The sequence below is a fragment of the Sphingomonas sp. 10B4 genome (assembly GCF_035019905.1).
Classification (GTDB): domain Bacteria; phylum Pseudomonadota; class Alphaproteobacteria; order Sphingomonadales; family Sphingomonadaceae; genus Sphingomonas; species Sphingomonas glacialis.
In genome coordinates this window covers 1-11,882 of the sequence record NZ_JASJVC010000037.1, presented here as the reverse complement: position 1 = coordinate 11,882, position 11,882 = coordinate 1, and the positions used below count along the sequence as shown (strand labels likewise).

The window sequence follows — 11,882 nt, the reverse complement described above, 5'->3', positions numbered from 1 at the left end:
AAACTCTTAGCGGGGACGAGCATCGGGGGATGGCAATGCGCGCGCGGCATATCGTGCTTCGGCTGGCGGTTTTGATGGCGGCTGCGGCGCCCGCCAGCGCATCTGCCGATCCCCTGCCCCACCAAGTCGGCGCGCTTTTCGCGATGACGCCCGATCAATTCGCCGCCGCGGCCGATGTGAAGGACGACGCGCTCGAGACCGTCGCGACGATTTCGACGATGCGCGGCTGGCAGCAGCACGACGGGCTGCTCGGGATCGTCAACGACGACGGCTTCTTTCGGGCGTTCGTCGACAAGACGAGCGGCGAGACGCGGTTCCAAGTCTATCATATGGTGCGCTACACCGAGCAGCACCGTGCTCGGTTCGAGGTGGTGAACTACGAAACGCCCGACGGACCGGTGTCGGTGCCGCTCATCCCCATCGGCCGCTACCGCGGATCGTGCCGTGTCTATGTCGGGTGCGCGTATCTCGAGACCTTCGCTTTCCCGGTCGACGAGGCGCTGCTGCGCACGCTCGCGGCGAAGTACCTGCCGGGCCGGGTCGCGGTGTGGAAATATCGTCTGAAGGCGAAAACCGGCGCCGAGCGGGACGAAGGCTTCGCCCCGGCCGAGATCGCGGGGATGTTGATCGCGGTCGATCATTATCGTGCGGCGCATGGCCTGACCGGCGCGCAGACTCGATAAATTCTTGCCCCTCCCCTTCAAGGGAGGGGCTTTGGTCCGCTTACCGCAGCGCGTTTGCGAGCAGCTTGTGCAGTCGCGACTGCAGCGCGTCGTTTGCCGCAAGAATCTCGCTGCGCTGCATCATCTGGTCGCTGCCACGGAAATCGCTGACGAAACCACCGGCTTCCTTGACCAGCAGCATGCCCGCCGCGACGTCCCACGGCTTGAGGCCGCTTTCCCAATAGCCGTCGTACCGCCCCGCCGCGACCCAGGCGAGGTCGAGCGCGGCCGAGCCCATCCGGCGGATGCCAGCGACTTCGGGCGCGATCGCACCGAAGATGCGGCTCCACTCGGTGAAATTGCCGTGGCCGAGGAAGGGAATGCCCGTCGCGATGAGCGAATCGGAGAGGTCGCGGCGTGCCGAGACGCGCAGCCGCTGCTCCTGCACCCACGCGCCGCGGCCCTTTTCGGCCCAGAAGGCTTCGTCGGTGATCGGCTGATAGACCATCGCCGAGGTGATCTCGCGCTTGCCGTTGGGCAGCGTCTCCTCGACCGCGATCGAGATCGAGAAATGCGGGATGCCGTGGAGGAAGTTGGTCGTACCATCGAGCGGATCGACGATGAAGCGCGGCTTGTTGGGGTCGCCGGGGACTTCGCCGCGCTCTTCCATCAGGAAGCCCCAATCGGGGCGGGCGCGCGAGAGTTCCTCGTAGATCGTCTGCTCGGCGCGCTCGTCGGCCATCGACACGAAGTCGGCGGGCCCCTTGCGGCTGACCTGGAGCTGCTGGACTTCGTTGAAATCGCGCCGCAGCCGCGGGCCGGCCTTGCGGACGGCGCGGTCGATGATCGTCATGAGGCCGGAATGGGAGGGCATTGGCTATACTCGATAGAGACTCTTGCCCTCTCCCGCGCGCGGGAGAGGCTACGGAGACTTGGTCCGCCCTCTTCGGGCGGGCCTAGTCGTAGTCGGTGAGGGCCGTCTTCGTTCGGCGCGGCGAGGAAGAAGAAGGCCCTCATCCAACCCTTTCCCGCGAAGGCGGGAGAGGGCTAGGCAGAATTGATCAGTCCGCGCGGCGGACGTAGGTCTGCTCGTACACATCGACGACGATCCGCGTGCCGGCCCCGATATGCGGCGGCACCATCACGCGCACGCCATTCTCGAGGATCGCGGGCTTGTACGACGAAGAGGCGGTCTGCCCCTTCACCACGGCATCGGCCTCGACGATCGTCGCTTCGATCGTGTCGGGGAGCTGCACCGAAATCGGGCGCTCGTCCCAGAGCTCCATGACGACGTCCATACCGTCCTGCAGGAAAGCCGCCGCGTCGCCGAGAATGCCGGCGTCGAGCGTGATCTGCTCGTAATTGATCTTGTCCATGAAGGTCAGCGTGTCGCCTTCGCGGAACAGATACTGGAAATCGACCGTGTCCATCCGGACTTTCTCGACGCTTTCGGCCGAACGAAAGCGGACATTGGTCTTGCGGCCGTCGATGAGGTTCTTCATCTCGACCTGCATATAGGCCCCGCCCTTACCCGGCTGGGTATGCTGGATCTTAACGGTCTTCCAGATACCGCCTTCATATTCCAGGATATTGCCGGGACGAATTTCGACCGCGTTGATCTTCATGGGGGAGCCTGTAGTTGGAAAGAGCCAAGCGCACGGCATGCCGCGCGGACGTGCGCCTTAGCGGGGCAAGGCCTTTCCGGCAAGATAGGGGTAGGGATCGACGTCCATGCCTTCGTACCAATGCTGGTCGGGCGTGGTGTGCGTCAAACCGAAATGCAGGTGGAAATTGCCGACGCCGGCATTCCCGGTGTCGCCGACATAGCCGAGCACGTCCCCGACCTTGACCGACTGGCCCTCCTGAAGGCCCGGCGCATAGCCGCTGAGATGAGCATAATAATAGGTCCAGTTCCGCGCCGGCGAACGGACGTACACGGTCGTCCCGCCCGCGGCGCTGGTCCAGAGCTTCTCAACGGTACCGGGCGCCGCCGCCAAAACCGGCGTGTTGGCAGGCGCTGCCAGGTCGGTGCCATGATGTTCGCGCAGCCCGTTCTCGCGCGGATCGCCCCACGACTCGCGAACATCGTGTCGCCGCACGCCGCCGATCGGGACCGCGAGCACTGCGCCCTCCCCCGCCGCACCGACCGCTGGCGGGGACTTCACGGCGGGCGATCGCTCGGCGCTGCCACCGATCCGGCGCGAGGCCTCCGGCAGCAAGGCGAGCAGCGCGATCCACGCCGCCGCCATGATCGCCAGCGAGATCAGAACGAAACGCGCAACCCGGCTCACGCGGTCACTTCTCGAAAATGGCCGGCGTGCCAGGCTTGACCATCATCGCGAGCCGCGCGGCGTCCCAATTGGTCAGGCGGATGCAGCCATGGCTTTCGGCGCGACCGATCGTCTCGGGCGAGGGCGTCCCGTGGATGCCGTAATGCTCCTTCGAAAGATCGAGCCACACCACGCCGACGGGACCGTTCGGCCCGGGCGGAAGCAAGGCGGCCTTCGCGCTGCCCTTGGCATCCCAGAACAGCTTGGGATTGTAATGGAACGGCGGGTTGTACGACGGGCCGTTGATCTTCCACGTGCCGATCGGCAGCGGATCATGCTCGCTGCCCATCGTCGCCATGAACTGCGCGACGAGCTTGCCGTCCTTGTCGAGCACGCGCAGCACTTCGCGCGACTTGCTCACCACGATCTTGGCGCCTGCCGGCTGCGTTGAGTCGACGTTGAGCGAGGCCAGGGTCTGGCGCCATTTCTCCGGCAGTTTCGGATTGTAGGCCATCGACGTCGCGATTGCGTTCGGGACGACGATCTTGCTGCCCGCCTTGAGCGGCGTCGTCGGGCTGTTGAGCTCGACCAGCACCGCTGGCGTGGTGTGGAACATCTCGCCGAGCTTCTCCATCGCAGTGCGATAGCCAAGCTGCGGCAGCTTCGCCTGCAGCGCCGGGTCCTTCGGCAGCGGGTTGATGTATGGGCCAGCAAGCATTTCCGGCGTCAGCGTCACCATCACTGTCGGGCGCCACTTACGATCGGGATACAGTGCCTGCAGCGTCGGCTTGTCCATCGCGCCGGTCTGCTCAAGACCGCGCGTTTCCTGAAAGCCTTTCAGTGCGGCAACCAGCGACTTGCCCTCGCGACCATCCAGCACGCCGGGCGAGAAGCCGAGATGATCGAGGATCACCTGAACGTGAAGCGTGGACGGATCGAGCTTGGTCGCGGTGGACGCAGCTTTTGTTCCCGGCGCGGCAGCGGCGATCAGCCCAAAGGAGGCTATCGCCAGACAGGCCGTTCCGGCCACCATTTTCCGCATTACGCTCGGCTCCTACATATTCACTATGCAGACAACGACTTGTGACACGCTTGTGTCCGACACTTTACGCGATCCCGAAATGAAACTTTCGCGACGGGGCCTGCTCGGCGGCGTCCTCGCCGGCGGTGCGGCGCTCGCCTTCCCGCTTCCCGCGGTCGCCATAGGCACAGAGTGGCGCCTCGCGATCCGCAACGTCCACACCGGCGAGAGCGTCGACGCGCTGTTCGCGCGCAACGGATCGTTCGTTCCGCAAGGCTTGGCCGAGCTCAACCACGGCCTGCGCGACTGGCGCACCGGCCAGGCGACCGCGATGGACCGCCGGCTGCTCGCCTTGCTGGTGAGGCTGCGCGACAAGCTGGAATTGAGCGGCCGCACCAAGATCGACCTTATTTCGGGCTACCGATCGCCCGCCACCAACGCCTCGCTGCGCGCCAGAGGCGGTTCGCATACCGGCGTCGCGAGCCAGAGCCAGCACATGCTGGGCAAGGCGACCGACATCAAGGTCGCCGGCGTGCGGCTTGATCGGTTGCACGGCGCGGCGTTGGCGCTGGGCGGCGGCGGTGTGGGGTTTTATCCGCGCGACGGCTTCGTCCATGTCGACACCGGGCGCGTGCGGCACTGGTAGATCAGGGGTAGTCTTGCCGGGTGTGCAGGACGGCAAGAATGTCGATTGCGGTCTCGCCGACCTGATAGACCAAGATATAATTCGGGTGGACGACCGCCTCGCGCGTCCCACTCACCCGGCCGGACCGATACATGTAGGGATGGAGCGGCAGCCTCTCCGCGGCCTGCTCGAACAGCGACTGCAGGCGATCCGCCGCGAGCAAGTTGCGCGCGGCGATGAACGCTGCAATCTGGTCCAGCGCGTCGAGCGCTTCAGCGGTCCAGACGACCGGCAGCACGCTTCGCCTCGGCTATCGTCCCGCGCACCCGCCGCATCGCTTCGTCATGCGGGATCTTAGGCCGAGTCGAATCAAGCGCCTCCTGGACCTTCGCCCGAAACCAGACGTCATACGCCTCGGCCTCCTCGGTGGTGGCGAATTCGGACTCGATCGGAGACAGCTTGGCCATGCCTCCGCGTTAGCACGAATCCGCGCCAGCCTCTAGCCAGCGAGCACCGCTGCGAAGGCCTGAACCGCAGCGGCCTCATCGCCGCCCCACACCGCGCTCGATACCGCGACGAAGTCCGCACCTGCCGCAACCAGCGGCGCGGCATTGGCCGGGGTGATCCCGCCGATCGCGACGCAGGGGATTTCGAACACCGTCGTCCACCAGGACAGCAGCACCGGATCGGCGACATGGTCGGTCACCTTCGTCGTCGTCGGGTAGAAAGCGCCGAACGCGACATAGTCCGCCCCCGCCTCGCCCGCTTCCATCGCGAGGTGGCGGCTGTCGTGGCACGACACGCCGATTTGCGCCGTCGTCCCCAATTCGCTGCGCGCCTCGCGCGGGTCGCCGTCTTCCTGGCCGAGATGCACGCCATCGGCGCCGAGCCGCTTGGCGAGCGCGATGCTGTCGTTGACGATGAAGGCGACATCGGCATCGGCACAGATCCGCTGCAGCGGATCGGCAAGCGCGGCGGCGACGTGCTGGTCGACGTCCTTGACGCGGAACTGGAACGCCGCGACCGGCCCGGCGTCGAGCGCACGCTTCAGCCGATCGGCAAAGCCGCCGGTGACGTCGAGCGGCGAGACGAGATAGAGCTGGCACGGCGGCCGGCGGATGTCGCGCGTGAAGCGTGCCGCGAAATTGGGGTCGAGCGGGCCGAGCGGATCTTCGCCGCGTGCGTCTTCAATGTCCATCGCTGCGCGATAGCGCCGCGATCGCGGCATGGAAAGCCACCGGATCATCGAGCTTGTGCGCGACCGCGTGGAGCTGGCCGCCGCGGCGCTGCACGATCGGCGGATCGAGATCCACGACAACACTCGGCCAGCTCGCCAAAGCGAGGTTCAGGACACCGCGCTGCCTGATCGCCGCGGCATCCCAGCTGGCGCGCAACCCGGCGATATTCGCGACGGGAATCGCCACCGATCGCAGCCACCCCGCGCGCATCGTCAGCACGCCATCGGCCAGCGTCACGGGCAGGCGCCGGAACGATCGGATCAGGCCGATCAGCGCAATCACCAGCGAGCCATCAAGCACGCCAGCGACCAGCGCCGCCCACCAGCCGAGCCATGCGACGACGACGAGATGCACCACCAGCATCTCGACGATCGCGATGCCGAGCAGAACACCTATCATCGGAGCTAAACTCCGATGATAGGCGAATTCCACGGCCTATTCCTCGTTCTTGTAGATTGCGACGATCTTGGCGAGCATCTCGAGCGCTTCGTCGCGCGGGCGCTGGAAGGTGTTGCGCCCGATGATCGAGCCGTTGCCGCCGCCGTCGCGAATGTCGCGCGCGTCCTGATAGACCGCGTCCGACCCCTTCGCCGCGCCGCCCGAGAAGACGACGATCCGGCGCCCGGCAAAGCTCGACTGGACGACGTGCTTGACGCGGTCCGCCTGGTTCGACCAGTCGGTGCCCTCGTACATCGGCTTGGCCTCTTTCTGCTCGATGTGATCGCTCGGCAGCTTGACCTTGATGATGTGCGCGCCGAGCAATGCCGCCATGTGCGCGGCATAGGCGCCGACGTCGAGCGCGAGCTCGCCCGACTTGGGCAGCACGCCGCCACGCGGGTACGACCAGATCACCGTGGCGATGCCGACAGACTTGGCTTCGGCGGACATTTCGCGGATCTGGCCGATCATCTCGAACAAATCGTCCGAACCCGGATAGATGGTGAAGCCGATCGCCGCGCAGCCGAGCCGCACCGCGTCCTCGACCGAACCCGTCACCGCCTGGTTGGCGCCCTGCGCCCAGCTGTTCGAGCTGTTGACCTTGAGGATCGTCGGGACCTGGCCGGCAAAGGTCTGTGCGCCCGCCTCGATCATGCCGAGCGGTGCAGCGAATGCCGAGAGGCCGGCGTCGACCGCGAGCTGCCAGTGATAATGCGGATCATACGCCGCCGGATTGACCGCGAAGCTGCGCGCCGGGCCGTGTTCGAAGCCCTGATCGACCGGGAGAATCACCAATTTGCCCGTGCCGCCGAGCTTGCCGTGCATCAGGATGCGCGCAAGATTTGCCTTGGTAGCAGGGCTATCCGACTCATATTTGTCGAGAATGGCTTGAACTATTGGGGTCATCGACAGCTCTCCGGTTGTGACTCTTTGTGCGGCTGATAGTCAGCCCGGCAATGGACTGCAACGCAGCAATCGTGGGCTAGGCGATTGCGACCTGCGCACTTGCCTTTCGTCGCCGCGCGCGCTTTCGCAGGCGGCATGAGTGATCCCGATACGCATGACCTGTCCCCCGCCGTCACCGCCCTTATGGCGGTTGCCTGCGGGGCGATGGTGGCCAACCTCTATTACGCCCAGACGCTGATCGGCATGATCGGCCCCGACATCGGCCTGTCGCCGTCGGCGGCGGGCGGCATCGTCACGCTGACCCAGCTTGGCTACGGCCTTGGCCTCGCCTTCATCGTGCCGCTGTCCGATCTGATCGAGAACAAGCGGCTGATCATCATCGCCACCGTCGGCGCGGCGCTCGGCTGCATCGGCATCGCGCTGGCAGAGGGGCCGCGCACCTTCCTCGTCGCCGCACTCGCCACCGGGATTTGCTCGGTCGGCGCGCAAGTCCTCGTTCCGCTTGCCGCCAAGCTCAGCAGCGAAGCGCGGCAAGGCCGGACGATCGGGCTGGTGATGAGCGGACTGCTTACCGGGATCATGCTCGCGCGACCGGTCGCGAGCTTCGTTGCGGGCGCGCTGGGGTGGCGCGCTTTGTTCTTCTGGTCGGCTGGCGTCACCGCATTGGTCGGCCTCGCCTTGCTGCTGATGCTGCCATCGCGACGTCCTGACAGCACCCTCACCTATTCCGCGCTGCTGGCCTCGTCGCTCGAACTGCTGCGGCGCTATCCCGTCCTGCGGCTGCGCGCGGCGTATCAGGCGCTGCTGTTTATCGCGTTCAACCTGTTCTGGACCGCGGCGCCGCTCGTCCTCACGCGGCGCTTCGGGCTGGGGGCGAACGGCATCGCCTTGTTCGCGCTCGCCGGCGCGGGCGGCGCGCTTGCGGCACCAATTGCCGGCTATCTCGCCGACAAGGGCCACGCGCGCGCGACGACGCTCGTCGCGCTGGCGCTGCTGATGCTGTCGTTCATCGCCGCCGACCTGGTCGTCGCAGCCGGGGCGCTGATCGCGTTTGCGGTGACCGCGGTGCTGATCGACGCCGCGGTGCAGCTCAACCAGATTTCGGGGCAACGCATCATCTTTGGGCTCGACAGCGCAGCCGGCGGGCGGATCAATGCCGCCTATATGACGATCGTCTTCGTGTTCGGCGCGAGCGGATCGCTGATCGGCAGCGCGAGCTTCGCGGCGGGCGGTTGGTCGTTCTCGAGCCTGATCGGCGCTGCGATCGGCGGTTTGGCGTTGCTGCTCTATCTGCTGTTCGATCGCCCGTCCGCCCCCCAAGCCGAGCGCGCCAAGGATTGACCGCCCGCGCGATCCGCGACACTCTCGTGCGATTACGGGGGCGTAGCGATGCGGATTTTATCGAGATTTTCTTGCAGGTTGACGCTGGTTGTTGCGGCTGCGCTATTGGCGGGCGCGAGCCCGCAACCCAAGGTCGGCGATCTCGCCCCGCCGTTCGAACTGACGCTGATCGACGGCAGCAAGGTTTCCTCCGACCAGCTTCACGGGCACGTCGTCGTGCTCAACTTCTGGGCGACGTGGTGCGGGCCGTGCAAGCAGGAGCTACCGCTGCTCGACGCATATTACGAAGCGCAGAAAGGCCACGGCCTCAAGGTCTTCGCGATCGCGACCGAGGATTCGCTCCAGCCGTTCCAGCTCAAGAAGCTGTTCGCGGTGATGCACATGCAATCGGCGCGGCGGATCAAGGGGCCCTATGCCGCGATGGCGGGCGTGCCGACCAACTTCGTCATCGATCGCGCCGGGCGACTGCGCTACGCCAAGGCCAGCGCGTTCGAGCTCGGTGAGCTCAATGCGTTACTCGTGCCACTGCTCCAGGAGCCTGTGCCGGCGGGGTGAGGCTCGACCGTCCCCTCTCCGGCACCTGCCGCGCGAGGGGACGGTCAGCCGGCCGTTTACCGCGAAAGCGCAGCAACCCCCGGCAAGTCCTTGCCTTCCATCCATTCCAGGAACGCGCCACCCGCGGTCGAGACGAAGGTGAAGTCGTCGGCCGCGCCCGCCTGGTTGAGCGCCGCGACGGTATCGCCGCCCCCCGCAACCGAGACGAGCGAGCCGCTCTTGGTCAGCGCCGCCGCGGTCTTCGCCAGCGCGACGGTTGCGGTGTCGAACGGCGGCGTCTCGAACGCGCCGAGCGGGCCGTTCCACACCAGCGTGCGGCAGTTCTTGAGCACGTCGGCAAGCGCCTCGGTCGCCGCCGGCCCCACGTCGAGGATCATCTCGTCGGCGGCGACCTCATGGACGTTGACGGTACGGACCGGCGGGTTGGCGCGGAATTCCTTCGCCACCACGACGTCATAGGGCAGATGGATCGTGCAATTGGCCTGTTCGGCTGCTGCGAAAATCTCTTCGGCAGTGCCTGTAAGCTCATGCTCGCACAGGCTTTTCCCGACATCGACGCCGCGTGCCGCAAGGAAGGTGTTCGCCATCCCGCCACCGATGATGAGATGATCGACGCGGGCGACGAGATGCTTGAGCACGTCGAGCTTGGTCGACACCTTGGCGCCACCGACCACCGCCGCGACGGGATGCTCGGGATTGCCGAGCGCCTTGTCGAGCGCGTCGAGCTCGGTCTCCATCGCGCGACCCGCAAACGCCGGGAGCAGATGCGCGAGCCCCTCGGTCGAGGCGTGTGCGCGGTGTGCGGCCGAGAAGGCATCGTTGACGTAGAAATCACCGAGCGCGGCGAGCTGTGCCGCGAACGCGGGGTCGTTCTTTTCCTCGCCGGCATTGAAGCGCGTATTCTCGAGGATCGCGACGTCGCCCGGCTGGAGGTTCGCCATCGCGTCGGCCGCGCCGTCATAGTCGACGAACTGGACCGGACGGCCCAGCACGGTCTCGTACGGCTTGGTCAACAGCGCCAGCGACATGTCGGGATTGCGCACGCCCTTGGGCCGCCCGAAATGCGCGAGGATCAGCACGATCGCGCCCTTGTCGGACAGTTCGGTCACCGTCGGCAAGGTTGCGCGGAAGCGCGTGTCATCGCTAACTTTTCCGTCGGCCATCGGCACGTTGAGATCTTCGCGGACCAGCACGCGCTTGCCGCGCACGTCGCCCATGTCATCGAGGGTCTTGAAAGCGCGCGTCACTGAAGAATCCGTCATGGTTCCACCCTGATTGAATCGCCGACGCGGATGATCCCGCCGACAAGAACACGCGAACACGCGCCGCCGCGCCAATCGGGCAGCAATGCTGCCTTGAGGCCCGGCGCGAGCGCCTCCATCCGTTCGCATGGATCGGTCTCGCGTGTGATGGTGAGGACGACATCGTCCCCGATACGCACTTTGGTGCCGGCGCGCTGTGGCAGATCAAGGCCTTCGACGAGCAGGTTCGAACGCCGCTCGAACCACGGCAGGCTGTGGCCGACCTCGGCCATCGCAGCGTCCCAATCGGCACGCTCGATCAACGTGACCTGCCGCCGCCCCTTGCCACCGGGCTTTATCGTTCCGCGAAAGTCGCCGTGGATCCCGCCATCGAGCGTGACCTCAACATGATCGACGGTCTCCATCGGCCCTTTGGGTCGGCCGTGGCGCGCGATGCCGGCGAGAACCCCCGTCGCCCCGGCGAAGGCCGGGGCCGCTGCGTTATCCAGCGCATCGCCTGACAACAAAGCGGCCCCGGCCTGCGCCGGGGCGACGGTATCGGTCATCAGAGGAACTTCCCCATCGCGCCGGCGGTATCGACCATCCGGTTCGAGAAGCCCCATTCGTTGTCGTACCAGCTGACGACGCGGACGAGTTTGCCGTCCATCACCGCGGTCTCGAGGCTGTCGATCGTCGACGACGCCGGCGTGTGGACGATGTCGATCGAGACGAGCGGCTCGTCCGAATAGACCAGCACGCCCTTGAGCGGACCGCTCTCCGACGCTGCCTTGAGGATCGCGTTGACCTCATCCTTGGTCGTCTCGCGCGACGGCATGAAGGTCAGGTCGATCAGGCTGCCGTCGGGAACGGGAACACGGATCGCCGAGCCGTCGAGCTTGCCCTTGAGCTCGGGCAGAACCTCGCCGACTGCGCGCGCGGCACCGGTCGTGGTCGGGATCATCGACATCGCAGCGGCGCGTGCGCGACGCAGGTCCGGGTGGATCTGGTCGAGAATCTTCTGGTCGTTGGTGTACGCATGGACCGTCGTCATCAGGCCGCGCTCGATGCCGATCGCATCGTTCAGCACCTTGGCGACGGGCGCGAGGCAGTTGGTCGTGCACGAGGCGTTCGACACGATCGTGTGCTCGGCGGTGAGCTTGTCGTGGTTGACGCCGAATACGACGGTCAGGTCGACGCCCTTGCCCGGTGCCGAGATCAGCACCTTCTTGGCGCCCGCGTCGAGATGCTTCTGGCAGCTCTCGCGGTCGGTAAAGAAGCCGGTGCATTCGAGCACGATGTCGACGCCCAATTCCTTGTGCGGGAGATTGGCGGGGTCGCGCTCGGCGGTGACGCGGATGCGCTTACCGTCGACGACGAGATCGTTGCCCTCGGCCGAAACCTCGCCGGGATATTTGCCGTGGACCGAATCGCGGCTGAACAGCCAGGCGTTCGACTTGGCATCGGCGAGATCGTTGATCGCCACCAGTTCGAGACCCGTGTCGCCGCGCTCGAGCACTGCACGCGCGACAAGGCGGCCAATGCGCCCAAAACCGTTGATCGCTACCTCTGTCTCTTATACACATCT

Annotated in this window: 16 protein-coding genes; 4 read left to right on the top strand and 12 right to left on the bottom strand. The window is 66.0% G+C overall.

Annotated features, from left to right (window positions below):
• The first annotated feature begins 29 nt into the window (after positions 1 to 29).
• Positions 30 to 683, top strand: a complete 654-nt coding sequence (locus QN347_RS12140; RefSeq protein WP_322162898.1) for a hypothetical protein — start codon at positions 30 to 32, stop codon at positions 681 to 683.
• A 40-nt stretch (positions 684 to 723) separates the two neighbouring features.
• On the opposite strand, the gene QN347_RS12135 is transcribed toward QN347_RS12140, so the two are convergent.
• The 4 genes from QN347_RS12135 to QN347_RS12120 form a co-directional block, all read right to left on the bottom strand.
• Positions 724 to 1,536 carry an inositol monophosphatase family protein gene (locus QN347_RS12135; protein WP_133189384.1) on the bottom strand — a complete coding sequence of 271 codons (813 nt, stop codon included), beginning with the start codon at positions 1,534 to 1,536 and terminating at the stop codon, positions 724 to 726.
• A gap of 187 nt (positions 1,537 to 1,723) precedes the next feature.
• On the bottom strand, positions 1,724 to 2,287 hold the full coding sequence (gene efp, locus QN347_RS12130) for an elongation factor P (RefSeq protein WP_010187254.1): 564 nt from the start codon (positions 2,285 to 2,287) through the stop codon (positions 1,724 to 1,726).
• Positions 2,288 to 2,344: 57 nt separating this feature from the next.
• A complete protein-coding gene (locus QN347_RS12125) occupies positions 2,345 to 2,953 on the bottom strand; it encodes a M23 family metallopeptidase (protein ID WP_322162896.1) in 609 nt (202 codons plus the stop codon).
• A gap of 4 nt (positions 2,954 to 2,957) precedes the next feature.
• Positions 2,958 to 3,974, bottom strand: coding sequence for a L,D-transpeptidase family protein (locus tag QN347_RS12120; RefSeq protein ID WP_322162894.1), 1,017 nt, complete (start codon positions 3,972 to 3,974; stop codon positions 2,958 to 2,960).
• Positions 3,975 to 4,053: 79 nt separating this feature from the next.
• Here QN347_RS12120 and QN347_RS12115 point away from each other — a divergent pair, with 79 nt between their 5' ends.
• Positions 4,054 to 4,599, top strand: a complete 546-nt coding sequence (locus tag QN347_RS12115) for a DUF882 domain-containing protein (protein WP_322162892.1) — start codon at positions 4,054 to 4,056, stop codon at positions 4,597 to 4,599.
• 1 nt (position 4,600) lies between these two features.
• Here QN347_RS12115 and QN347_RS12110 read toward each other — a convergent pair whose 3' ends face one another.
• The 5 genes from QN347_RS12110 to QN347_RS12090 are packed head-to-tail and all read right to left on the bottom strand — an operon-like array spanning position 4,601 to position 7,160.
• Positions 4,601 to 4,876 carry a type II toxin-antitoxin system RelE/ParE family toxin gene (locus tag QN347_RS12110; RefSeq protein ID WP_322162891.1) on the bottom strand — a complete coding sequence of 92 codons (276 nt, stop codon included), beginning with the start codon at positions 4,874 to 4,876 and terminating at the stop codon, positions 4,601 to 4,603.
• The gene (locus QN347_RS12105; RefSeq protein WP_322162890.1) at positions 4,851 to 5,045 is read right to left on the bottom strand and encodes a stability determinant; all 195 of its coding nucleotides are present in this window, start codon (positions 5,043 to 5,045) and stop codon (positions 4,851 to 4,853) included. The genes QN347_RS12110 and QN347_RS12105 overlap by 26 nt, the downstream gene beginning before the upstream one ends.
• A gap of 32 nt (positions 5,046 to 5,077) precedes the next feature.
• The gene (gene thiE, locus QN347_RS12100) at positions 5,078 to 5,776 is read right to left on the bottom strand and encodes a thiamine phosphate synthase (RefSeq protein WP_322162888.1); all 699 of its coding nucleotides are present in this window, start codon (positions 5,774 to 5,776) and stop codon (positions 5,078 to 5,080) included.
• Complete coding sequence (locus QN347_RS12095; protein ID WP_322162887.1) at positions 5,766 to 6,215, bottom strand: hypothetical protein; 450 nt, start codon at positions 6,213 to 6,215, stop codon at positions 5,766 to 5,768. Before QN347_RS12095 ends, thiE begins: the two co-directional genes overlap by 11 nt.
• Before the next feature lie 36 nt (positions 6,216 to 6,251).
• The gene (locus QN347_RS12090) at positions 6,252 to 7,160 is read right to left on the bottom strand and encodes a class I fructose-bisphosphate aldolase (protein ID WP_133189402.1); all 909 of its coding nucleotides are present in this window, start codon (positions 7,158 to 7,160) and stop codon (positions 6,252 to 6,254) included.
• A 135-nt stretch (positions 7,161 to 7,295) separates the two neighbouring features.
• On the opposite strand from QN347_RS12090, the gene QN347_RS12085 reads away from it, so the two are divergent.
• Together QN347_RS12085 and QN347_RS12080 are read left to right on the top strand one after the other, a co-directional pair.
• Positions 7,296 to 8,501: an MFS transporter gene (locus QN347_RS12085; RefSeq protein WP_322162884.1), complete on the top strand. Its 1,206-nt coding sequence runs from the start codon at positions 7,296 to 7,298 to the stop codon at positions 8,499 to 8,501.
• A 48-nt stretch (positions 8,502 to 8,549) separates the two neighbouring features.
• Entirely contained in the window at positions 8,550 to 9,056 is a 507-nt protein-coding gene (locus QN347_RS12080) for a TlpA disulfide reductase family protein (RefSeq protein WP_322162882.1), read from the top strand.
• Between the two features lie 56 nt (positions 9,057 to 9,112).
• Here the strand turns inward: QN347_RS12080 and QN347_RS12075 are convergent, their stop codons facing one another.
• The 3 genes from QN347_RS12075 to gap all read right to left on the bottom strand — a co-directional run bounded on the left by QN347_RS12075 (position 9,113) and on the right by gap (position 11,855).
• Positions 9,113 to 10,318 carry a phosphoglycerate kinase gene (locus tag QN347_RS12075; RefSeq protein ID WP_322162880.1) on the bottom strand — a complete coding sequence of 402 codons (1,206 nt, stop codon included), beginning with the start codon at positions 10,316 to 10,318 and terminating at the stop codon, positions 9,113 to 9,115.
• Complete coding sequence (locus tag QN347_RS12070; RefSeq protein ID WP_322164187.1) at positions 10,315 to 10,722, bottom strand: MOSC domain-containing protein; 408 nt, start codon at positions 10,720 to 10,722, stop codon at positions 10,315 to 10,317. Before QN347_RS12070 ends, QN347_RS12075 begins: the two co-directional genes overlap by 4 nt.
• A gap of 140 nt (positions 10,723 to 10,862) precedes the next feature.
• Positions 10,863 to 11,855 carry a type I glyceraldehyde-3-phosphate dehydrogenase gene (gene gap / locus QN347_RS12065; protein WP_323494040.1) on the bottom strand — a complete coding sequence of 331 codons (993 nt, stop codon included), beginning with the start codon at positions 11,853 to 11,855 and terminating at the stop codon, positions 10,863 to 10,865.
• Positions 11,856 to 11,882: the final 27 nt, after the last annotated feature.